Origin of the sequence: Acinetobacter faecalis, assembly GCF_034187745.1 — a bacterium.
Taxonomy (GTDB): Bacteria; Pseudomonadota; Gammaproteobacteria; order Pseudomonadales; family Moraxellaceae; genus Acinetobacter; species Acinetobacter faecalis.
This window is the reverse complement of the sequence record NZ_JAXHPF010000001.1, coordinates 124,682-146,066: the sequence shown is the minus strand read 5'-3', so window position 1 is coordinate 146,066 and position 21,385 is coordinate 124,682. Positions and strand designations below refer to the sequence as shown.

The following is a 21,385-nucleotide window of genomic DNA, read 5'->3' as shown; positions in this document are numbered from 1 at the left end:
TAGCGTTAGCATTGCAATGAGGCAACCAGCAATATGCGTCCATTACACCCGATTGATTTTATTTTTCTTTCCCTAGAAAAACGTCAACAACCTATGCATGTAGGCGGTCTCTTTTTATTCCAAATTCCAGACAATGCACCTGCTTCTTTTATTCAAGACTTAGTTGCCGATATTCGCACTTCAAAATCTATTCCAATTCCACCTTTTAACAACAAATTGAATGGATTATTTTGGGATGAAGACCAAGAGTTCGATTTAGATCATCACTTTAGACATATTGCACTTCCACAACCAGGTCGTATTCGTGAATTACTCACTTATATTTCACAAGAGCACAGCGCATTACTTGACCGTGCTAAGCCATTATGGACATGCAATATTATTGAAGGTATTGAAGGCAATCGTTTTGCAATGTATTTCAAAATACATCATGCAATGGTAGATGGTATTGCAGGCATGCGCCTTGTTGAAAAATCTTTATCACACGATCCAGATGCCAAAAGTATTGTTCCACCTTGGTGTGTTGAAGGACCTCGTGCAAAGCGCCTAAAACAGCCTAAATCGAGTAAAATTAAAGGCTTCATCGCTACAGTTAAAAGCCAATTAGAATCGACTCCAGGCGTGCTTTACGAATTATCTCAAACCATTACCAAAGATATTGGGCGCAACCCAGATTATGTTTCTAGCTTTCAGGCACCGAGCAGTATTTTAAATCAGCGTGTTAGTTCATCTCGTCGTTTTGCTGCACAATCTTATGAATTTTCACGCTTAACTGCGATTGCTAAGGCGCTCAATGTCACAATTAACGACGTTGTTCTTGCAGTATGTTCAGGTGCTTTAAGAGAATATCTAATTACACAAAATGCTTTGCCAAAGAAACCATTAATTGCCATGGTACCTGCATCTGTACGTGATGATAATTCAGACCTATCAAACCGTATCACTATGATTTTGGCAAATTTAGGTACACATAAAGAAGAACCTTTAGAGCGTTTACAAATAATTCGTCGTAGCATGTTAAATGCGAAACAAAAATTTAAGCGTATGAACTCAAGTCAAATTCTAAATTACAGTGCTTTTGTTTATAGTGCAGCAGGTTTGAATATTGCATCTGGCTTAATGCCAAAACGCCAAGCCTTCAACCTTGTTATTTCGAATGTTCCAGGGCCATCCGAGCCTTTATACTGGAATGGTGCAAAATTAGATGCCTTGTACCCTGCTTCTATTGTGTTAGATGGTCAGGCACTTAATATTACAATGACAAGCTATTTAGATAAGTTGGAAGTTGGCCTAACTGCATGTCGCAATGCTTTGCCTAAAATGCAGAATTTACTTACCCACTTAGAAGAAGAAATTCAAAATTTTGAACTATTGATTAAAGATATAGAAATTTTAAAAATATAAAATTAAAGACAAAAAAATAAGGGGTTATAAAAAGCCCCTTATTTTTAATTCTTAATTTTACGACATTGATTTAACAACTGAGTACATACATTACGCACCATTGTTGACGTAATTTGTACTTCTTTACCTTCAGCATCCACTAAATATGAATGATTTTTTGTTGTTGAATCTAAAACTTTTAAGCCTTTTTTTACGATTGCTTTGCTCATACTCATCTTTTTTATCTCACTTGCTTAAGCTATTTCGAGTGCTGAAATAGCTTTGGCTATTACATGAGTTAAGTATTAGTAATTCACAAATAAAAGTAAAATCAGAGATGTAACAACTGTTTAGCGATATTCTGTTACAATTTTAACTTAAAATGATATCATATTGCTCTTGCGTATATAAATTCTCGACTTGGAATTTTATTACACGATTCACAAAATGCTCTAAATCTGCGACAGCCGTCGCTTCTGCCGTTAAAAGTCGATCAATTACCAAAGGATGGGCAACAACAGTAAAGCCACTCTGAGATTCAAATGCACGTGCATATCTCATGATCTCTCGAAATATTTCGTAACAAATTGACTCCGCCGTTTTCACATATCCACGCCCTTGACAGGTTGGACACGACTCACAAAGCAAATGTTCAAGTGATTCACGTGTACGCTTGCGCGTCATTTCAACCAAGCCAAGCTCTGACACTTGCGTAATTTTTGTTTTTGCATGATCACGTTCTAGCATACGCTCAAATTGCGATAAAACTTCTTCTCTATGATGTGCTTCTTGCATATCAATAAAGTCAATAATAATGATGCCGCCTAAGTTTCGAAGACGTAGCTGACGCACAATAACTTGCGTCGCTTCCATATTGGTTTTAAATACCGTGTCTTCTAAAGATCGACCACCTACATATGACCCTGTATTTACATCAATAGTGGTCATTGCTTCGGTCTGATCAATCATCAAATAACCGCCAGACTTTAAAGCCACACGTGTTTGTAGTGCTTTTTGAATATCTTCTTCAACATTGTATAAATCGAAGATTGGACGCTCACCAGGATAATGAAGAAGACGATCCTTCATATTTGGTACAAACTCTTCTACAAACTCTTGAAGCTTAGAGAAAACTTCACGTGAATCTATATGGATTTTAGCTGTATTTTCATTTGCTAAATCGCGTATTACACGCTGTGGAAGTGGTAACTCTTCAAATATTAAGGAAGGCACAGCAATACTTTTTTGTTTACGCTGAATATGTTCCCAAAGCTTCGCAAGATATGCCATATCTTGTGCAATAGCTTCTTCCTCAACACCATCTGCAGCCGTACGAACAATAACAGAGCCAGGTAGCTTATGCGTTTCCTGAATACGCTCAATCATGCTTCTCAAACGATCACGCTCTTCGCTAGACTCAATGCGTTGCGACACACCTATATGATTACCATAAGGCATGAGAACTAAATAGCGAGATGGAATGGAAAGATCAGTACTTAGACGAGCACCTTTCGTGCCCAACATGTCTTTCATAACTTGAACAGTTAAAATCTGCCCAACATGTAAAAGATCAAAAACATTCGGTGCTGGTTGATTCTTAGGCCAAACCATATCGTTAATATGCAAAAATGCCGTACGTGATAAACCAATATCCACAAACGCAGCTTGCATACCTGGTAGCACACGAACAATTTTACCTTTGTAGATATTACCCACTAAACCACGTTTAGCATCACGCTCAACGAACAGCTCATTGACTGTGCCATTTTGAATTAATGCAACCCGACACTCCATTGGGGTTACATTAATCAGTAACTCTTCAGACATAACAAAACTCAAGACATTATAAAATTCTTTTCAGCAGTTAATTTAGTGCCTTAACTGTCTGTAATAACTGTGCTGTTTCATGCAATGGCAAGCCCACCACATTGGTATAGCTACCTAAAATCTTTGAAATATAGCGAGCTGCAATACCTTGAATTGCATAGCCCCCTGCTTTTCCTATTGGCTCACCTGTGTCCCAATAACTTTCCATATCATTAAGACTGAGCGTTTGAAACTCCACTTCTGTGCATACCACTATACTTAATTTTTCTTGTTTTGTGTGTACGCATACCCCAGTAAAAACATTATGCTTTCGCCCCGACATTAATTGCCACATTTCAAAAGCATGTTGTTTAGATTCAGGCTTACCTAAAATATGATGATCCACTGCCACTGTTGTATCTGCAGCAATAATAATTGAGTTTGGATATTGCTGAAAAACTGCTTCAGCTTTTGTGCAAGCCAAACGCTCAACATATTGCTTAACAGATTCTTGTTCTAAAACAGACTCATCAATATCTGGACTATGAATATCGAAGTTTAGACCAAGTTGCTGTAAAAGTTCACGTCTGCGTGGTGAACTTGAAGCTAGAATTATATGCGCCATTTTTTAAACATATAATAAAAAACTGGCCAAACTAAAATTGTACTAAGCAAAGGTTGCCAATGACGTGCGAGTGGGAAATTCATCCCCCACAACACTTGTAATATAAATATAAAAGCAATGTGGACTGTAATTGCCAGTAATGCGATGACCCAAATATTCGCAAATGTCAGTATTCGTCGCTCACGAGTAAAGTATCGAGCAAAAAAAGTAATACAGACAAAACTTAAAGCATTTAAGCCCAAAGGTGCATCCATAAGTAAATCTGCAAACAAGCCTGTTCCAAATGCAAACCAAACACCACACCATGTTGGCTGACACATTACCCAAAACAGCATCACCATGAACATAAATGCAGGACGCCATCCTGAAAGATCATACGACAATGGATAAACAGTTAATACAGAAGCAAGAATTACTGAAAAAATAATTGGAAATAATGGATCAGATGGTTTTTTTGTGGCTAATTTAGCGATCGGCATCTGGTTGCTCCTGCGCTAAAGAATTTGAAAATAACACAACCACATGATGACCACCCGCCAATTGAGCTGCAGGTGTAATATCAATATGCGCAAACTCACCCGTGTTATGTCTACTTACTTTTGCTACAGTTCCCACCAAATAACCCGCAGGAAAACTTTCACCCAAACCTGAACTATAAACTTTCTCACCCACTTTAATATCGGCACTTGTTGGAACATACTCCATTTTCAGCATACCTAAATCGCCTGTACCAGACACAATTGCACGCATTCCACTACGTTCTAAACGCACAGATAATGAATGCTCTTTGTCGGATAACAACATAACACGACTACTACGAGGTAATACTGAAATGATTTGCCCCATAATCCCCTTATCATCAAGTACGGTTTGTCCGACCTTTAACTGATTATGAGAACCACGGTTAATCACAATAATATGACGTAAAGGATCTGCATCTGTTCCAATAACTTCAGAAATTTCCATACGACCATCTAAAATAAGGGGCGTATCTAATAAACCTCTTAAGCGGGTATTTTCGGCAGAAAGTTCTGAAAGTTTTTGTAAGCGTACATTTGCCTGTAAAAGTTCAGCTTGCATTGCTGTATTTTCACGGCGCAATTGAGCTTCAGACTTACTTTGACGGCTTAGCCATTCTCTCGACAATACAGGATAACTTGCCACGGCATATATTGGATTAAAAGCCGTAGACAAGACATCTCTTGCAGGTTGAACCACGTGTGGCATGCGCCAATTAAAAAATAGCACAACCAAACACGTAATTACCGCAATAATAAAAGAGCGAAAAGATGGCGGTTGTCTTGAAAACAGATTTGCTTGCACCCGCCTTTCCTTTTATTAGCCTACAAATAACATATCGTGGTTTGGATTATCGAATAATTCTAATACTTTACCACCACCACGTGTTACGCAAGTCAGTGGCTCTTCCGCAACAACAACAGGCAATCCTGTTTCTTGTGCTAGAAGCTTGTCTAAATTGCGAAGTAATGCACCACCACCTGTTAATACAATACCGCGTTCTGCGATATCTGAAGATAATTCAGGAGGTGTTTGTTCAAGTGCAGATTTAACCGCTTGAACAATACTTTGTAACGGGTCTGAAATAGCTTGTGAAATTTCATCTGAAGTTACAGTAATTGAACGCGGCACACCTTCTGCAAGATTACGACCACGAACTTCAATTTCTAAAGGTTTTTCACCTTCATTTGGCATTGCCATGCCTACTTCTTTCTTAATATTTTCTGCAGTTGTTTCACCAATTACACAACCATGCGCTTTACGTACATAGTTAATAATTTGCTCATCAAACACATCACCACCAATACGTAGTGAATCTGCATATACACAACCTTGTAGAGAAATAATTGCGATTTCAGTGGTACCACCACCAACATCTACAACCATAGAACCACAAGCTTGCTCAACAGGCATACCTGCACCAATAGCAGCTGCCATTGGTTCTTCAATTAATCGCACATCACGTGCGCCAGCATTGTATACTGCTTCACGAATTGCGCGACGTTCAACCAATGTAGACTTACATGGAACACAAACCACTACACGAGGTGCTGGTGGAAATAAGCGTTTTTCATGTACTTTACTTATAAATTGGTTCAACATAGTTTCTGTGACTTCAAAGTCAGCAATAACGCCGTCTTTCATTGGGCGAATTGCAGAAATATTTGCTGGCGTACGGCCTAACATCTGTTTAGCATCAAGGCCTACAGCGGCAACGATTTTTTGAGAACCACTATGACGGATTGCCACAACTGTGGGCTCGTTTAATATAATGCCCCGTCCTGGAGCATAAATAAGGGTATTCGCTGTACCAAGGTCTATGGCCAAGTCTGGTGAAAACAAGCCAATTAGTCGTTTTAGAATCACGGAGTCGTTCTCTATTAATCGTTATGTGAGCGCAAGCGACAACTTTAACTAAATGTGATGATTTGAACAAGTCAATCGCTTATTATATCGCATGATATTTTTGATTTTTTTTTAATACTGATTTTAGGTGATGTTATGTCTACATCAGATGCACAGCATTCTGAAGATTTAAATGCACAAACCGTATCACAGATTGCACACCTTGCGCGACTTTCTTTAAATGACGCACAATCTACTGAATACGCTGAAAGTTTAAATAAAATTCTAGGAATGATGGACACGTTAAAGAGCATCGACACTGACGGTGTAGAGCCTTTAAAGAGCCCATTTGACAATCCTCAACCATTACGTGAAGACGTGGTGACTGAAAATAATCACCGCGAAGAATATCAAGCTGTAGCTCCTGCTGTTCAGGAAGGCTTGTACTTAGTTCCTCGTGTGATCGAATAATTTTTTATTCAGTTGACCATTTATTTCATATATACGTAAAGAATACTTCATATGTCAGATTTACATCGCTTATCGATTCGTGAACTTTCAGAGGGTTTAGCACAAGCCAAATTCTCATCACGAGAACTTACCGAACATTATTTAAAGCGTATCGCAAAAATTGATACGCAAGTTCAATCTTATATTACGGTTACAGCCGAACAAGCTTTAGCTCAAGCAGATGCTGCCGATGCAGCTATTAAAGCAGGTCATGCAACTACGCTTACCGGCTTACCTATTGCACATAAAGATATTTTTTGTACCCAAGGCATTAAAACCACTGCTGGTTCTAAAATGCTGGATAATTTTATCTCTCCTTACGACGCAACCGTTGTAGCGAAAGGTAAAGCTGCGGGCTTAGTAACACTTGGTAAAGTAAACATGGACGAATTTGCCATGGGCTCTACCTCGGAAAACCCGCATTTTGGTTCTACAAAAAACCCTTGGAACTTAGAACACGTTCCGGGTGGCTCTTCTGGTGGTTCTGCTGCGGTTGTCGCTGCCGATTTAGCACCCTTTGCTACAGGTACAGATACTGGCGGTTCAATTCGTCAACCTGCATCTTTCTGTGGCTTAACAGGTTTAAAACCAACATACGGTCGTGTATCTCGTTTTGGTATGATTGCTTATGCATCATCAATGGATCAAGGCGGTCCAATGGCACGTTCTGCTGAAGACTGTGCATACCTGATGAACGTAATGGCAGGTCACGATGCAAAAGACTCAACATCTGTACAAAAAGAAGTTGATGACTATGTTTCAAACCTAAATGGTACATCTGTAAAAGGTTTACGTATTGGTATTCCTAAACAGTACTTCAATGTTCAAGGTTTAGATGCAGACGTTAAAGCACGTGTTGAAGAATCTCTTAAAAAGTTAGAAGAAATGGGGGCAATTCTTGTTGAGATTGACCTCAACATGACTGAAGCTTATGTTCCAACTTACTACCTCATTGCACCTGCTGAAGCATCTTCAAACTTACAACGTTTTGATGGTGTTCGTTACGGCTACCGCTGTGAAAACCCTGTTGACTTAATGGACTTGTACAAACGTTCTCGTTCAGAAGGTTTTGGAACAGAAGTTCAACGTCGTATCTTAATTGGCACCTATGCGTTATCTGCGGGTTACTACGATGCGTACTACGTGAAAGCGCAAAAAGTACGTCGTTTAATTCAACAAGATTTCTTAAAAGCTTTTGAATCTGTAGATGTAATTGCAGCACCTTCTGCACCAACAACTGCATATAAAATTGGTGCAAATTTAAGCCCAACTGAAATGTATTTGGGCGACATTTACACATTGGCAGTGAACTTAGCTGGCTTACCTGCAATTAACGCGCCTGTTGGTTTCGACAAAAACAACTTACCTGTTGGCTTACAGCTTATTGGTAACTACTGGTCAGAATCTCAATTATTGTCTGTGGTACATCAGTATCAACAAGCAACAGATTGGCATACCAAACGTGCGGCAATTGCAGAGGAGAATGCATAATGGCTCAAGCTCAAAAAACAGCTAAACCAAAATCTCTTTTGATTGATGGCTGGGAAGTCGTTATTGGTATCGAGATTCACACACAGCTTGCAACGAATTCTAAAATTTTCTCAGGTTCTTCAACTGTTTTTGGTAACGACCCAAACACACAAGCAAGCCTTGTAGATTTAGCAATGCCGGGCGTATTACCTGTATTAAATAAAGAAGTGGTTGATTTAGCAATTCGCTTTGGTTTGGGTATTGATGCTTACATCGACCAAGCTTCTGTATTTGCACGTAAAAACTACTTCTACCCAGATTCTCCTAAAGGCTACCAAATTAGCCAAATGGACAACCCAATTGTGGGCTTGGGTCATATCGACATTCAGCTTGAAGATGGCACTGTAAAACGCATTGGCGTAACACGTGCGCATTTAGAGGAAGATGCAGGTAAATCAATTCATGACCAATTTGAAGGCATGTCAGGTATCGACTTGAACCGTGCAGGTACACCGCTTCTTGAAATTGTATCTGAACCAGATATGCGTTCTGTTGAAGAAGCTGTTGCCTACATTAAAGCGATTCACACGCTTGTTCGTTGGTTAGGTATTTCTGACGGTAACATGGCGGAAGGTTCATTCCGTTGTGACTGTAACGTATCTTTACGTCGTCCGGGTAATGAATTTGGTACACGTTGTGAATTGAAAAACTTAAACTCATTCCGTTTCATTGAACAAGCGATTAATGTTGAAATTGAACGTCAAATGGAAATTTTGGAATGGGATGGCACAATCGACCAAGAAACACGTTTGTTCGATCCTGTGAAAATGGAAACGCGTTCAATGCGTTCTAAAGAAGAAGCGAACGATTACCGCTACTTCCCTGACCCAGACTTGTTACCTGTGATTATTGCAGATGAGCAAATTGAAGCAATTAAAGCGACTATGCCTGAGCTTCCTGCTGCACGTCGTGCGCGTTTTGTAGCGGACTTTGGCGTAACTGAGTACGATGCTCACGTTTTAACGCTTACACGTGAAATGTCAGAGTTTTATGAAGAAGTCGTGAAAGCTGCTGGTGGCGCTACACAAGGTAAAGTTGCTGCAAACTGGGTAATGGGTGAATTCTCAGGTGCTTTAAACAAAGCAGGCTTAGAATTAGCGGATTCTCCTGTAACAGCAGAAAAACTTGGCGGTATGATTGCACGTATTGTGGACAACACGATTAACGGCAAAATTGCGAAACAAGTGTTTGGCTTTATGTGGGAAGAAGGCAAAACTGCGGATGAAGTGATTGCGGAAAAAGGCTTGAAACAGGAAACTGATACAGGCGCAATTGAAGCAATTATTAAGGAAGTGCTTGCTGCGAACGAGAAGATGGTTGAAGAGTATAAATCTGGTAAAGAGAAAGCTTTCAACGGTCTTGTTGGTCAAGTAATGAAAGCAGCGAAAGGTAAAGCTAACCCTGCTCAAGTGAATGAATTGATGAAGAAATTGATTGGTTGATCTGATCTTAAAAAAAACCCGCGAAAGCGGGTTTTTTTTATTTAATCCACTCCATGACATTTTTTAAATTTCTTACCGCTTTGACAAGGACATGGTTCATTCCTTTGGACACCCTTGAAACGCTCTAAAATTATTTTCCTTTCCTCTTGGACTCTAAAATTATTTTCCAATTGAGTTAACTTTTTCCCGAGTACGTCATCAAGAAATAAATTGGGATTCCAACCTTGAAGAATTTTTGAAATAAAAAAATTTTCTACTAATGAAACCGCAACTCCTAGAGGAGTATTAACAATCCCAATGATTGTTGGCACAATCCATTTGAGTAAGTTTATTTTTGAACTTAAACCATGCTCTTTTAATAATTCATAATAAATATCCTGTTCGGATACATCAGGATTTGCAAACCAATTTCTAAAAAGTTTAGAGTTAAAACTTTCTCTTATATCTAGAATTTGATCTATTTCAATACTTCCTTTCTTAAACATTTGATAGAAATTAGGAATCCTTTTATTTTCACTAACCCTTTCAAATAATTCTACCTTTTCATTGCCATTGTTAATTTTTCCAATACTTGAAATAAACTTTGATCCTAAATAATCTTTTGCATAATCATCCATAATACTATTTGATAAATCATGCCTATTTTGCAACTGCAAACTATCTACAATTTCATACAGTCTTAGAACCTCGAAGGTAGTCTTATAATCTAGATTATTAAAGTTGATATTTTCTTCATTTTTTATAATTTCTATATTTTTTATAAATATTGAATCATCACGTTCATCTTTATTAATAAGTGCATTGTCAAAATATTGAACTATTTTCGATCTATGACTTTCATTAACAGAGTATTTTTTATAATTTCTATCCAAATCATGCAATCCACCTAAATACATAAGTGGTTCAACTTCATACCTAGTCTTATTGAGTAATAAATTTTTACTTCTATGAACAATAACATTAGGATTTTGAAATCTTGGAATTATTTTAATTAGCTTTCGTTCGAGAAACTTAGTTGAGTTTTCAACACCTATGAAACTAACGACTTTTAAAAAATCTTCGTCATTTATATAAATATCATCGTATAGCATTAAACTTAAAAAAAGTTTTTCGATACTATTTTCGATCAAAGTTCTATATTCATCGCCTTTCACGAAACCTGAATATCTGTATTCTACTTGTTGAACTTCTTTTCCATTCTTATCAAGACTTCGAAAAGTTCCTAAAAGTGAAGGGAAATTAGAAAGCAACACATGATTATGATTCATTAATTTTAATCTCAATTTATTATTCTTTTACAAAAACTTGAAGCACATTAAAAGTCTAAAATATTCAAATATTTTATTCTTTTCAGTATTAAATAATATTCTCTATATCCAAACTCGAATACTTGAGACTTATTCACGACCCTCACCCCCTTGCGCAACAGTATTGCTCATCCCAATGGGAGAGGGAGTTTCACATAAGCTATTTGATACGCGTAGTTCCCTCTCCTTCTAGGAGAGGGTCAGGGAGAGGATTAACAATTAAAGAGATAAAAAAACAAGAAAACACTGTCCCATTTTTAGCACTGTCGTAGCACAAAACGCCTTTCTATAATCAAAAACATAACTCAAGAAATAGGCATAAACACATGAACACAACAATCCTCCTTGCACACGCATACGGACAATCAAACGTACTTGAATTAGAACCGCATACACTCCCAAAACTCGCTAAAGGTATGGCACGCATTCAAGTCAAAGCTTCAGGCATTAACCCAATTGATGCACGTCGTATGACAGGTGAATTCAAACACGCAGCCCTCCCCCAAACCTTTGGTACAGAGTTCGCAGGCGTTATTACAGAAGTTGAAGAAAATCAAATACAATGGAAAGTTGGCGATGAAGTACTAGGTTCAGGCGGTGCATTTACACACGCCACTGTTATTGATGTTCCTATAGAAAATCTTATTCAAAAACCAAGTAATATAAATTGGGCTACCGCAGGAACATTAGCAGGTGTTTCACAAACAGCAATGACCATTTTAAATGAAATGGGTCCCGCACAATCACTACTAATTCATGGTGGTTCAGGTGGTGTCGGATCTATTCTTATTCAACTTGCAGTCAACAAAGGCATTCATGTAGTTGCAACAGCCTCTGCAAAAAACCAAGAACATCTTCAACAATTGGGCGCAAAAGCCGTTGTTTATGGCGATGGATTAACCGAAAAATTAGAAGCAATACATCCTGAAAAATTTGATGTTTCAATTGATATGGTTGGTAATGAAGAAGCAACGCAAGCTTCTCTTAAAACAGTAAAATCAGGTGGTTTTATGGGAACTATTGCAGGTCGTAAATTGAGTTCAAATAAAATTAAACCTGTTTGGGTAAAACGAAATCCTGCCAATTTAAAATATGTTGTAAATGGTATAGCGGAAGGAAAAATTAAATGGGTGGTAAGTCGCGAGTATCCATTTGAGCAAGCTCAACAAGCTTATGCAGATATTCTAGACGGTCATACCAAAGGAAAAAGCGTCTTAATCTTTAACGACTAATTTTACCAAATCATTAAATCTCAAAAGCAGAAAAGATAGATGGAATAATCGCTATCTTTTCTGCTTTTCACGCAATAATTAACGTGTAACACCTAACTTATTAAACAACTCAGGGGTTAAAAAAGTCGTAACTAACTTACTCAAATCTAAATAACGAACCAAACCTTTGTACTGATCTTTGATTTCAGGTGTTTTTAAAATTTGCTCACCCGTTTCCTGTCCTAACTCTTGAAAACTATCACCCACCGCTTGCAAGCCATCTGTCTGAATTACTGCTTTTGTTTCAGCAGAACACTGATCTACCAAAATACGCTGTAAAACTTGCGCTAAGTTTTTATCTAAACCATCACGCTGTTCGGTTGTGATCTGACTAAAACTTTGCAAATCAGGATGCGCAGACAACGCCACAAACGTCCATTGAAGCACGACTTTTTTATCAGCATCTGTTGTAGATTTCACCAAACAATCACTCAACTTATCTACCGTAGCACTTGCAGATGCCATTTGCGTTGCACCCATTAAAGCCGAAACTACCAATAAAGATAAACCGAATTTCGTGCATTTTTTTGTAAAATTCATAATGTTAAAACCTTTCATTTTTCTAATGCCAAAATATAAATAATATGCTTAAAAGCTATGTTCAATATAAAACAAAAAGCCCGCAATATGCGGGCAAATTCTTTTAGTTTTGTTTATCTTCCAATACAGACTCAAATGCTCTTAGACGCTTATAAATTGAAAGTAATTCAATAATAACAGGCCAAGATTCAATTAAATATTGGAATGACTCACGCACTTTTCCAAAGACATTACTAATTTGCATCATTAAACCAAGCGTAATTGCACCTGCCGCAATACTTGGGAACAACACGAATAAACCGTATAAATTATCAAGTTGCATGTACCAAATACGCACCATATTGAAGTAAGCGTAATGGAAATATAAGCGGAAATAATTAAAACGAACTTTGGAAAATAAATCTTTTAAAGTTTGAGGATCTGCCCGCTCATGATAATCCTCACCATAAACCAACTCTTTACGATAAGCCGCTTCAACCTTTTGGTTATTAAATTCCAAACCAGGAAGCTTAATACCTACAAGCATAAGAACCACAGTACCAAATACCGCCCAACCAATTGCAGCCCACATCAGCGCATGTGGAATTTCACCAATAATTGGTAAAGATTTCACATGATCAGACAATTGGAACAACACAGGTAAGAAAGCAATTAAAGTCATTAATGCTTGAATAAAACTTACACCCAATGCTTCAGTGGTTTTGGCAAAACGCATCGTATCTTCCTGAATACGTTGCGATGCACCTTCAATATGACGCAATTGCTCCCAGTGTGCTGTGTAATAATTATTCATTGCCGTACGCCAGCGGAAAATATAATGGCTTACAAAGAATAGGTTGAACACTGCAATTGTGACATAAACCATTGCAATGTATAAAAATGTGAGCGTACCTGTGTAAAGGTCTTGAATATCTCCACCACCACTACCAAGCATTTTTTGAATTAGGTCATAAAATGGACTATACCAAGCATTAATCACTAAACTTGTTTGAACCGAGAACCAAATATTAAATAAAATAAATGCAGAACCCCAAACAGACCAACCCTGCCAAGGATTATCAGATTTGAATTTCCAGAAAATTGCAAAAATTGTAGTAGAAATAAAAAACCACAAGTAAAACCAAATGAATTGCGCAGACCAAAAGCGTGAAACACCAATTGGTAAAACAGCTTCATGATAGTCTTTTGCAAAACCTAAATATTGCCCCCAAGTATTACCACCTGAATACCACAATACGCAGTTAATAATGAACCATAAAACAAGTGAGCCAAAAAACCATTTTGGGTTTGGGAAGAATGATTTAAACATTTAATTTAGTTAGACCTTTATTATTAATTTCTAAAACGTATGCATCATAATGCCAAAAAATATAAACGATAGAAACGAATTATTTTTATTTGTATATATTTGATTAACTTCAATTCTATACATCAATCTTTTAGTTTTAACTTAGATTCAATCTGAATTAAAAAACAATATGTAAACACGATATATTTCACACTATTTAAAAAAATAGCATATAATTCACACTGCATAAATAATAAACATAAAATCCAACTCAATATCTAAACAGAGGTATTTATGGAAACATATCTTATAGAATTATTAGAAGAAATTGTCTTAACAAAAGAAGACTGCCCACCGATTACATTTGAAAAAGGCACAATTCTTAAAGTACTTATGCAAACACCTTCTGCACTTCTTGTATCTTCCGACTCAAATTTTAATTTCACAATTCATACTTCAGAAGAAAATAAAGTCTGGAGAAATTTCAAAGAATAAAAAAGGCACATATTGCGCCTTTTTTATTTAGTTGATGTGTTTACTCAGGAATACGTAGAACTTGTCCCGGGAAAATATCGTCTGCATTTTTTAACAAGGGTCTATTTGCTTCAAAAATTTTGTTGTACTTGTTTGCATCACCATAAAATTCTTTTGAGATTTTAGATAAATTATCACCCGATTTAACTGTATAAAACTTACTTTCTGGTTCTGGTGTTACTACTGTTAATTGATCATCTACCTGTGCAACATGGTCAATATTACCCACAGCAAGAATAATTTTTTCTCTATCTGCCTGATTCTGAACCTGTCCAACTACTGTAGCCAAATCTGTTGTCGCATTATAAGACACGCTTAAACCTGAAATAGGCAAACCCAAGCTTTTGATATGTCCAAGCAATTTATTTGCAACTTCTTGAGCAGTTGGTTCTGCTGCCACCGGTGCTACTTGCGGCTCTGCGGCTGCTGTGTTTTTTTTACCAATGCCTTTCACAAAATCAAAAAGACCCATTATTTTCTCCTTATTGTATTTTAAATATTTATCGCTCTATTTTTATAACTTTTAAACCTACTCTTGAATACCAACATCTGATGAAAAAACGTTATTTTATGTAAAGATCATTATTCAGGCATAAAAAAGCCACCTAAAAGGTGGCTTTTTATTCAGCAAAGCTGAAATCGACAATTAACCAAGTTTCTTAGAAACATAGTCAATAGCAGATTGAACAGTTGTGATTTCGTTAGAATCTTCATCTGGAATAGTGATGTCGAAATCGTTTTCGAAAGACATTACTAATTCTACTAGATCAAGAGAGTCTGCACCTAAGTCATCCATGAAAGATGCTTCGTTTTTAATCTCTTCTGCTTTAAGACCAAGTTGTTCTGCAACTGCTTGCTTAACACGTAGTTCGATATCGCTCACAGGAATTCTCCTCATTGCTTGTGGCGTTTTTAATGCCGTTAGTTTAATTGAATCTAGAAAATATTGAAAGTTTATACATGACTTAGTTCATGTATAAACCACCATTTACATGTAAAACAGTTCCAGTGATATAACTTGCTTTTTCACTTGCAAGGAAACTCACTGCATTCGCGATATCTTGTGGGTCACCTAAACGGTTTAATGCCACTTGATCACTCATTTTTTTACGAATTTCTTCGCTTAATTGTTCAGTCATTTCTGTTGCAATAAAACCAGGTGCAACAGCATTTACTGTAATTTGACGGCTACCCATTTCTTTTGCAAGGCTACGACCAAATGCTTCAATACCTGCTTTTGCAGCAGAGTAGTTCGCTTGACCAGGGTTTGCAAAATGCGCAACAACAGAACTAATATTTACAATGCGACCAAAACGAGCTTTTGTCATGCCTTTTAAAACACGTTTAGATAAACGATAAACGGCTTTTAAATGAATGTTTAGGATGTCATCCCAATCATCTTCAGACATACGTAATAATAAATTATCTTTGGTAATACCTGCATTATTAATTAAAGCAAGGACTGGACCATAGTTTTGTTCGATATCTGTTACCAATACATCAATAGCAGCGCCATCACGCACATCTAGTAATTTACCCACACCATTTTCAGCAAAAGCAGCAGAAAGCTTTTCTGCACCCGCTTCTGATGTTGCAGTACCTACAACAAAATAACCATCTTTAATAAGTTGCTGAGCAATGGCAGCGCCAATTCCTCGGCTTGCGCCTGTCACTAATGCGACTTTGCGTTCCTGTGTCATGCAATTTTCCCTTCAGCCACTAAAATGGCATTTAGTGCATCTTCCAAACGAGCTTTTGTATCAAGTGGACATGCTTTCTCAATTTTTGGTAAACGTTTTGCTAAGTTTGCCAATACATTACCTGGACCGCACTCTACAATGTACTCAACGCCTTCATCTTGAAGGAATTGTAATGTTTTTGTCCATTGTACAGATTGGTATAACTGTGCTGTAAGTGCTTGGCGTAACCCTGCAACATCTGTTGCAATTCCCGCATTTACATTTTGTATTACAGGAATACGAGGTAGCTCAATGGCAGTTTGTTCCAACGCTTCTGCAAACTGTTCCGCTGCAGGTTTCATTAATGAACAGTGCGATGGTACAGAAACAGGTAAGCCAATTGCTTTACCACCATTTTCTTTAGCAGCCGCCATTACCGCTTCTACTAAAGCTTTATCGCCCGCAATAACAACCTGTCCAGCAGCATTGTAGTTCGCAGCTTCTACCGAGCCACGACCTTGTACGTTAATTTGTTCGCAAAGCTCAAGTACTTTTGCATCTTCTAAACCTAGAATAGCAGCCATAGCACCTAAACCTTGAGGCACCGCACTTTGCATAAGCTTACCACGCAAGTTAACTAACTTTGCAGCATCACCTAGGCTTAATGCACCCGCAGCAACCAATGCGCTGTATTCACCTAGTGAATGACCCGCTAAATATTTTGGTGCAACACCACCCGACTCCAACCAAACGCGCCATAATGCAACGCTCGCTGTAAGTAATACAGGTTGTGTAAATTCTGTCTGATCTAAACCTTCACCAGTTTGCGCAATGTGCCATAAATCGAAGCCAACTGCTTGAGATGCTTCAGCAAAAGTTTCTTGAACACTACTAAATTGTTCTGCAATTTCAGCTAGCATTCCTACTTTTTGTGAACCTTGACCAGGAAACACAAATGCAGTTTTTGTTGCTTGAGCTGCTTGTTCTAGTTGGTTAGCAGACATAAAAAATCCTTGAATGAAGAGCAATTATTATTTAACAAACGATTAAATAATCAACAAACTCTTATGTAAGCCTATTTTCGGAAAGGAATTTAACACTTATTTTTTGTTTTAGTAATTGCCAAATGCAACAAAAAAAGGGAGCTTTCGCTCCCTTTTTCTCATTAAGCTTAACGCTTAATACATCTTCAATTATTCAGCAGATGCTTTAGCGAATAATTGACGACCACGGTAGATACCGTCTTTAGATACGTGGTGACGACGATGAGTTTCACCAGTAGCTTGGTCTACAGTTAATGCATTCTCAGTTAAAGCGTCATGTGAACGGCGCATGTCACGGCGAGAGCGACTTTTACGGTTTTGCTGAACGGCCATGATGGCTCCTTACAAATATCGAAAAATGGATCAGAACAAATTCAGTTGTCTTATACTTATCAGTATAACACAAAAATTAGTTAAGTTTACCCTTCAAACTTGCCAAAATATCAAACGGGTTATCTCGTTTTTCTTCAGCAAGCTCTTCTACGGCAGGTTGGTGCTTATGTTCACAAAACTCATGTTTCGCAGACAAAGGCATCAACAATAACAATTCATCTTCCATAAGAGAAAGTAAATCAGCGGTTGCAGGCGCATCAAAGCTACCTTTAGTCGTTGCTTCACTCTCACCTAGTACGATGAAATCAGCATCCTCATCCAAGCGCTCTATCAGTGACTCATCATCTACAAGAGCTAAATGAAAATCTGAAACGAGGTTAATTTCAACAGGGTTCAAACAGCGTTGACATTCTACTGAAACTTTCGTTTCAACATGACCACTTAGCCACACAATACGATGATATGCATCCATTGATAGCTTACAGTCTATGTTAATCAATTGATCATCAATTGATCCAACAGCTTCACGGGATATACGAACAAAACGAGATAGTGGCAGTGTTCCTGCCCATACGAAGCCTTGTTCGGCCCATTTAAACGGCTCAATCTGTGCCGGAAAGGTATTTGCTGACATAATTTAGGCGGCAATTCTACAAATTCATAAGTACTCTGTCAAAGATTAAGATACAATTTTGTACTTATTTAGACAGACCAATTGGGTAAATTCAGTCATGCATCTGTTGCAGCCGCAAACAGAAGTGAGTATTTCATCACTTGTTAGCACACTTCCAACCGCTGATTCTGACAGTTCACTCGAGCAAGTGCAACTTTCTTCATGGGTGAATTTATCATCAGAAGCAGAACAAGTTGATTGGCTCATCTTACACTTTAATCATTGGTTTTCCCACCTTAATGTGACGCTTGTTAAAGGTGATTTTGAACCCGAGTATTTTCCTGCAACAGAAACAGCACCTGCACGTATTCAATTTGCACATGGTTTTTTCAATAGTGCTTTGCATGAAATTAGCCACTGGACTATTGCAGGAGATAAGCGTCGCCTGCTTCCAGACTTAGGGTATTGGTACGCTCCCGATGGTCGAACAGCAGATCAACAAGCTTTATTTGAACAAGTTGAAATTAAACCACAAGCTATTGAATGGTTATTTGCGCAATCTTTTGGTCGTAGATTCCGTGTATCTTTAGATAACTTAACCGGTGAAGGTGGTAATGGTGCTACATTTAAAGACAATGTATTTGCCCAAGTTCAACGTTATTTTTCAGGAGAAGCCAAACTTCCACGCGATGCAGCACTATTTATTGAATATATTTGCATGTGCGTTCGAGGTGGCAAAAGATTACAAAGTGATGAGTTTATTCGTGAATTATTAGATTAATTTTTACAATCCATAATTCATCTCTTGAAACACTATTTAATCTCAAGAGATAATGAGTGAAAAATCATCAGGAGAATAAAATATGTTGCATTTAAGAATCCATCCTGAAGATCCTCAAGCAAGACTTATTAGTCAAGCTGTTGAACGCATTCGTGCAGGTGATGTTGTTGTTTACCCTACCGATGCTGCTTATGCAATTGGTTGCCAAATTGGTAATAAAAATGCAATGGAGCGTATTTCACAAATTCGTGGTTTAGGTCCAAAACATCAATACGCCATTATTTGTGCAGATTTATCTGATATTTCAACTTATGCAAAAGTTGATAATGCCATGTATCGACTACTTAAAAACAATACCCCTGCCGTAACTACATTTATTTTACCTGCAACAAGTGAAGTTCCTAAACGCTTAATGCACCCTAAAAAGAAAACGATTGGTTTACGCATTCCAAGCAATCCAATTTGCCAAATGCTTTTAAAAGAGTTAGGTGAACCTTTAATTACCAGTACGCTTATTTTGCCCGGTCAATCTGACCCAATTGATGATCCATACGATATTGAAATGCAACTTTCAAAACGGATAGATGTTTTAATTGATAGCGGCTTAGGCACATTAAATACAACAAGCATTATCGATTTATCTGGCAGCAACCCAGAAATTATTCGTCGTGGTGTTGGTGATGTGAGTGCTTTTGAATGAGTTTGAGTGAACTTAATTCATTCAAAAGTAACAATAAAAATAAAGTTCTTTATTATTACGGAAGTAAATACCATGTATTTATTTCCGATTTTTATACAAATGTTCAGGTAATTTGATTTATTTAAAAGCAAAAATCCATTAAACTGTATGTGTTTTATTTCTTCGCTATCTCTCAGCACTCCCTTAATAAGCCGAGCAGCATAGCTTTCATGCTTTTGAAAATTCGCGTGGCCTATAATTGTAATGACTCAAACTGTCCATGAATTGGTGGAACAACCACAACACATCCGCGTAATGGATGAGTGGCAAGATACCATTCCCGAAGATTTATACATTCCCCCTGCTGCATTCGAAATTCTTTTAGAACATTTCGAAGGACCACTCGATTTTTTAATTTACCTGATTCAAAAAAGCGGTTTCGACTTATTACAACTTGATATCGCACCTATTGCCTCTCAATATTTATCTTATATGGATGCAATGAAAACTTTAAATATTGAGTTAACCGCAGATTATATGGTGATGGCAGCTTTACTTGCAGATTTAAAATCTCGTTTGCTCCTACCAAAAGCACCGTCTATTTCTGCAATTGAAAAAGATCCTAAACAAGAATTAATAGATCGCTTAGAAACATATTTACGCATTAAACAAGCGGCTGAACGTTTAGGTCAAATGCCTGTTCTAGACCGTGATACATTCCCGACCAATGTAAACTTTGGACAAGTGAATGTGAATAATGTGGGTTATGCGGCAGAGCAATTACGTGATGCTTTGCTTTGTGTTTTTAATAGACCTGAACCTGTAACGCATCAAATTTTACAAGAACCTGTTGCGCTTGAAGAACGAATTGCTTATATCGAATATAAAATTCAATCTGGTGAAGTACTACAATTCGAAGAACTTTTAAAGCCAAGCCAAGGTCGTATGGGCATGGTTGTTACATTCATGGCGATTTTAGAGCTTACTCGTCAGCAAAAAATTTCAATTGTCGCAACAGGTATAGATGCACCACTTGCAATTCAAGGAGCACATGTATGAATGATGAAACAATCACACCTTTAAGTGAAGGTGAAAATCATCATGAAATATTAATGCAGCTTGAAGCCATCATTTTTGCAAGTGAATCTCCTGTGTCTTTAGCAAGACTGAAAGAAGCGTTCCAAGATCAATTTACAAAGAAACAATTAAGTCAATTTTTACAACAGCTTGCCATGTTACAACATGGTCGATCTATTGAATTAATTGAAACAGCACAAGGTTATCGTTTCCAAGTTAGAGCAAAGTATAGAAACTTAATTACTCAAACTTGGCCTGAACGTCCTGTGCGCTTGTCTCCAACTATGTTGGAAACACTATCTGTTATTGCGTATCACCAACCTGTTACGCGCGCAGATATTGAACAAATTCGTGGAGTTACGGTAAATAGTCAAATTTTGCGTACATTATTTGATTGGAACTGGATTAAAGAATCTGGTTTTCGTGAACTCCCTGGAAGACCTGCGTTGTTAGTCACAACGTCACAATTTTTAAATGCTTTTGGCCTGTCGTCTCTTGGTCAATTGCCTCCCTTACAGGATGCCAAGGAAGCTTTTATGGCGCTCGATGCAAATGCACCGAAGTCGTAAATAGGTGAACT

General features: G+C 37.6%; 25 protein-coding genes. 10 read left to right on the top strand and 15 right to left on the bottom strand.

What is annotated here, in order from left to right:
* The first annotated feature begins 33 nt into the window (after window positions 1–33).
* The gene (locus tag SKM54_RS00740; protein WP_321093624.1) at window positions 34–1,404 is read left to right on the top strand and encodes a WS/DGAT/MGAT family O-acyltransferase; all 1,371 of its coding nucleotides are present in this window, start codon (window positions 34–36) and stop codon (window positions 1,402–1,404) included.
* A gap of 44 nt (window positions 1,405–1,448) precedes the next feature.
* Here SKM54_RS00740 and SKM54_RS00735 read toward each other — a convergent pair whose 3' ends face one another.
* From SKM54_RS00735 to SKM54_RS00710, 6 genes are all read right to left on the bottom strand, one after another.
* The gene (locus SKM54_RS00735) at window positions 1,449–1,619 is read right to left on the bottom strand and encodes a PA1571 family protein (protein WP_171501247.1); all 171 of its coding nucleotides are present in this window, start codon (window positions 1,617–1,619) and stop codon (window positions 1,449–1,451) included.
* Window positions 1,620–1,755: 136 nt separating this feature from the next.
* Entirely contained in the window at window positions 1,756–3,210 is a 1,455-nt protein-coding gene (gene rng / locus SKM54_RS00730) for a ribonuclease G (protein WP_248101666.1), read from the bottom strand.
* 37 nt (window positions 3,211–3,247) lie between these two features.
* Complete coding sequence (locus SKM54_RS00725) at window positions 3,248–3,814, bottom strand: Maf family nucleotide pyrophosphatase (RefSeq protein WP_321089540.1); 567 nt, start codon at window positions 3,812–3,814, stop codon at window positions 3,248–3,250.
* The gene (mreD, locus tag SKM54_RS00720; RefSeq protein ID WP_154772505.1) at window positions 3,802–4,293 is read right to left on the bottom strand and encodes a rod shape-determining protein MreD; all 492 of its coding nucleotides are present in this window, start codon (window positions 4,291–4,293) and stop codon (window positions 3,802–3,804) included. The genes SKM54_RS00725 and mreD overlap by 13 nt, the downstream gene beginning before the upstream one ends.
* Window positions 4,280–5,137 (bottom strand): rod shape-determining protein MreC, encoded by an 858-nt coding sequence (mreC, locus tag SKM54_RS00715; protein WP_171501246.1) that lies wholly within the window; start codon window positions 5,135–5,137, stop codon window positions 4,280–4,282. Before mreC ends, mreD begins: the two co-directional genes overlap by 14 nt.
* Window positions 5,138–5,152: 15 nt before the next feature.
* Window positions 5,153–6,199 (bottom strand): rod shape-determining protein, encoded by a 1,047-nt coding sequence (locus SKM54_RS00710; protein ID WP_171501245.1) that lies wholly within the window; start codon window positions 6,197–6,199, stop codon window positions 5,153–5,155.
* 135 nt (window positions 6,200–6,334) lie between these two features.
* On the opposite strand from SKM54_RS00710, the gene gatC reads away from it, so the two are divergent.
* The 3 genes from gatC to gatB are packed head-to-tail and all read left to right on the top strand — an operon-like array spanning window position 6,335 to window position 9,660.
* Entirely contained in the window at window positions 6,335–6,649 is a 315-nt protein-coding gene (gatC, locus tag SKM54_RS00705) for an Asp-tRNA(Asn)/Glu-tRNA(Gln) amidotransferase subunit GatC (protein WP_154772504.1), read from the top strand.
* Between the two features lie 51 nt (window positions 6,650–6,700).
* Window positions 6,701–8,179, top strand: coding sequence for an Asp-tRNA(Asn)/Glu-tRNA(Gln) amidotransferase subunit GatA (gatA, locus tag SKM54_RS00700; RefSeq protein WP_321093620.1), 1,479 nt, complete (start codon window positions 6,701–6,703; stop codon window positions 8,177–8,179).
* Window positions 8,179–9,660: an Asp-tRNA(Asn)/Glu-tRNA(Gln) amidotransferase subunit GatB gene (gene gatB, locus SKM54_RS00695; protein WP_321093617.1), complete on the top strand. Its 1,482-nt coding sequence runs from the start codon at window positions 8,179–8,181 to the stop codon at window positions 9,658–9,660. The genes gatA and gatB overlap by 1 nt, the downstream gene beginning before the upstream one ends.
* Window positions 9,661–9,701: 41 nt before the next feature.
* Here gatB and SKM54_RS00690 read toward each other — a convergent pair whose 3' ends face one another.
* Window positions 9,702–10,928: an SEC-C domain-containing protein gene (locus tag SKM54_RS00690; RefSeq protein ID WP_321093615.1), complete on the bottom strand. Its 1,227-nt coding sequence runs from the start codon at window positions 10,926–10,928 to the stop codon at window positions 9,702–9,704.
* A 365-nt stretch (window positions 10,929–11,293) separates the two neighbouring features.
* On the opposite strand from SKM54_RS00690, the gene SKM54_RS00685 reads away from it, so the two are divergent.
* Window positions 11,294–12,199, top strand: a complete 906-nt coding sequence (locus SKM54_RS00685) for an NADP-dependent oxidoreductase (protein WP_321093613.1) — start codon at window positions 11,294–11,296, stop codon at window positions 12,197–12,199.
* A 78-nt stretch (window positions 12,200–12,277) separates the two neighbouring features.
* Here SKM54_RS00685 and SKM54_RS00680 read toward each other — a convergent pair whose 3' ends face one another.
* Both SKM54_RS00680 and sbmA read right to left on the bottom strand, forming a co-directional pair.
* The gene (locus SKM54_RS00680; protein ID WP_321093611.1) at window positions 12,278–12,778 is read right to left on the bottom strand and encodes a hypothetical protein; all 501 of its coding nucleotides are present in this window, start codon (window positions 12,776–12,778) and stop codon (window positions 12,278–12,280) included.
* 103 nt (window positions 12,779–12,881) lie between these two features.
* Window positions 12,882–14,087: a peptide antibiotic transporter SbmA gene (sbmA, locus tag SKM54_RS00675; protein WP_154772498.1), complete on the bottom strand. Its 1,206-nt coding sequence runs from the start codon at window positions 14,085–14,087 to the stop codon at window positions 12,882–12,884.
* Between the two features lie 273 nt (window positions 14,088–14,360).
* Between sbmA and SKM54_RS00670 the strand changes: the two genes are divergently transcribed.
* Window positions 14,361–14,561 carry a hypothetical protein gene (locus SKM54_RS00670; RefSeq protein ID WP_321093609.1) on the top strand — a complete coding sequence of 67 codons (201 nt, stop codon included), beginning with the start codon at window positions 14,361–14,363 and terminating at the stop codon, window positions 14,559–14,561.
* Window positions 14,562–14,601: 40 nt separating this feature from the next.
* Here the strand turns inward: SKM54_RS00670 and lysM are convergent, their stop codons facing one another.
* The 6 genes from lysM to SKM54_RS00640 all read right to left on the bottom strand — a co-directional run bounded on the left by lysM (window position 14,602) and on the right by SKM54_RS00640 (window position 18,289).
* Window positions 14,602–15,072 (bottom strand): peptidoglycan-binding protein LysM, encoded by a 471-nt coding sequence (gene lysM / locus SKM54_RS00665; protein WP_154772496.1) that lies wholly within the window; start codon window positions 15,070–15,072, stop codon window positions 14,602–14,604.
* A 174-nt stretch (window positions 15,073–15,246) separates the two neighbouring features.
* On the bottom strand, window positions 15,247–15,483 hold the full coding sequence (acpP, locus tag SKM54_RS00660) for an acyl carrier protein (protein ID WP_171501244.1): 237 nt from the start codon (window positions 15,481–15,483) through the stop codon (window positions 15,247–15,249).
* Between the two features lie 82 nt (window positions 15,484–15,565).
* Window positions 15,566–16,300 (bottom strand): 3-oxoacyl-ACP reductase FabG, encoded by a 735-nt coding sequence (gene fabG / locus SKM54_RS00655; protein WP_154772494.1) that lies wholly within the window; start codon window positions 16,298–16,300, stop codon window positions 15,566–15,568.
* Window positions 16,297–17,283 carry an ACP S-malonyltransferase gene (gene fabD, locus SKM54_RS00650; RefSeq protein WP_248101698.1) on the bottom strand — a complete coding sequence of 329 codons (987 nt, stop codon included), beginning with the start codon at window positions 17,281–17,283 and terminating at the stop codon, window positions 16,297–16,299. Before fabD ends, fabG begins: the two co-directional genes overlap by 4 nt.
* A 189-nt stretch (window positions 17,284–17,472) precedes the next feature.
* On the bottom strand, window positions 17,473–17,655 hold the full coding sequence (gene rpmF / locus SKM54_RS00645; RefSeq protein ID WP_004279227.1) for a 50S ribosomal protein L32: 183 nt from the start codon (window positions 17,653–17,655) through the stop codon (window positions 17,473–17,475).
* Window positions 17,656–17,731: 76 nt separating this feature from the next.
* Entirely contained in the window at window positions 17,732–18,289 is a 558-nt protein-coding gene (locus SKM54_RS00640; RefSeq protein ID WP_154772492.1) for a YceD family protein, read from the bottom strand.
* Between the two features lie 97 nt (window positions 18,290–18,386).
* On the opposite strand from SKM54_RS00640, the gene SKM54_RS00635 reads away from it, so the two are divergent.
* The 4 genes from SKM54_RS00635 to scpB all read left to right on the top strand — a co-directional run bounded on the left by SKM54_RS00635 (window position 18,387) and on the right by scpB (window position 21,374).
* The gene (locus tag SKM54_RS00635) at window positions 18,387–19,049 is read left to right on the top strand and encodes an elongation factor P hydroxylase (protein ID WP_248101701.1); all 663 of its coding nucleotides are present in this window, start codon (window positions 18,387–18,389) and stop codon (window positions 19,047–19,049) included.
* 82 nt (window positions 19,050–19,131) lie between these two features.
* Entirely contained in the window at window positions 19,132–19,749 is a 618-nt protein-coding gene (locus SKM54_RS00630) for an L-threonylcarbamoyladenylate synthase (protein WP_154772490.1), read from the top strand.
* Window positions 19,750–19,992: 243 nt separating this feature from the next.
* Entirely contained in the window at window positions 19,993–20,787 is a 795-nt protein-coding gene (locus SKM54_RS00625) for a segregation and condensation protein A (RefSeq protein ID WP_154772489.1), read from the top strand.
* Window positions 20,784–21,374, top strand: a complete 591-nt coding sequence (scpB, locus tag SKM54_RS00620; RefSeq protein ID WP_154772488.1) for an SMC-Scp complex subunit ScpB — start codon at window positions 20,784–20,786, stop codon at window positions 21,372–21,374. The genes SKM54_RS00625 and scpB overlap by 4 nt, the downstream gene beginning before the upstream one ends.
* The last annotated feature ends 11 nt before the right edge of the window (window positions 21,375–21,385 follow it).

Coding starts and splice junctions, on each gene's coding strand:
- SKM54_RS00740 (WP_321093624.1), top strand. CDS start 34: ATGCGTCCATTACACCCGATTGATTTTATTTTTCTTTCCCTAGAAAAA.
- SKM54_RS00735 (WP_171501247.1), bottom strand. CDS start 1,619: ATGAGTATGAGCAAAGCAATCGTAAAAAAAGGCTTAAAAGTTTTAGAT.
- fabG (WP_154772494.1), bottom strand. CDS start 16,300: ATGACACAGGAACGCAAAGTCGCATTAGTGACAGGCGCAAGCCGAGGA.
- fabD (WP_248101698.1), bottom strand. CDS start 17,283: ATGTCTGCTAACCAACTAGAACAAGCAGCTCAAGCAACAAAAACTGCA.
- rpmF (WP_004279227.1), bottom strand. CDS start 17,655: ATGGCCGTTCAGCAAAACCGTAAAAGTCGCTCTCGCCGTGACATGCGC.
- SKM54_RS00685 (WP_321093613.1), top strand. CDS start 11,294: ATGAACACAACAATCCTCCTTGCACACGCATACGGACAATCAAACGTA.
- gatB (WP_321093617.1), top strand. CDS start 8,179: ATGGCTCAAGCTCAAAAAACAGCTAAACCAAAATCTCTTTTGATTGAT.
- SKM54_RS00640 (WP_154772492.1), bottom strand. CDS start 18,289: ATGTCAGCAAATACCTTTCCGGCACAGATTGAGCCGTTTAAATGGGCC.
- SKM54_RS00725 (WP_321089540.1), bottom strand. CDS start 3,814: ATGGCGCATATAATTCTAGCTTCAAGTTCACCACGCAGACGTGAACTT.
- SKM54_RS00690 (WP_321093615.1), bottom strand. CDS start 10,928: ATGAATCATAATCATGTGTTGCTTTCTAATTTCCCTTCACTTTTAGGA.
- mreD (WP_154772505.1), bottom strand. CDS start 4,293: ATGCCGATCGCTAAATTAGCCACAAAAAAACCATCTGATCCATTATTT.
- rng (WP_248101666.1), bottom strand. CDS start 3,210: ATGTCTGAAGAGTTACTGATTAATGTAACCCCAATGGAGTGTCGGGTT.
- SKM54_RS00635 (WP_248101701.1), top strand. CDS start 18,387: ATGCATCTGTTGCAGCCGCAAACAGAAGTGAGTATTTCATCACTTGTT.
- SKM54_RS00670 (WP_321093609.1), top strand. CDS start 14,361: ATGGAAACATATCTTATAGAATTATTAGAAGAAATTGTCTTAACAAAA.
- SKM54_RS00680 (WP_321093611.1), bottom strand. CDS start 12,778: ATGAATTTTACAAAAAAATGCACGAAATTCGGTTTATCTTTATTGGTA.
- scpB (WP_154772488.1), top strand. CDS start 20,784: ATGAATGATGAAACAATCACACCTTTAAGTGAAGGTGAAAATCATCAT.
- sbmA (WP_154772498.1), bottom strand. CDS start 14,087: ATGTTTAAATCATTCTTCCCAAACCCAAAATGGTTTTTTGGCTCACTT.
- gatC (WP_154772504.1), top strand. CDS start 6,335: ATGTCTACATCAGATGCACAGCATTCTGAAGATTTAAATGCACAAACC.
- SKM54_RS00630 (WP_154772490.1), top strand. CDS start 19,132: ATGTTGCATTTAAGAATCCATCCTGAAGATCCTCAAGCAAGACTTATT.
- gatA (WP_321093620.1), top strand. CDS start 6,701: ATGTCAGATTTACATCGCTTATCGATTCGTGAACTTTCAGAGGGTTTA.
- SKM54_RS00625 (WP_154772489.1), top strand. CDS start 19,993: ATGACTCAAACTGTCCATGAATTGGTGGAACAACCACAACACATCCGC.
- lysM (WP_154772496.1), bottom strand. CDS start 15,072: ATGGGTCTTTTTGATTTTGTGAAAGGCATTGGTAAAAAAAACACAGCA.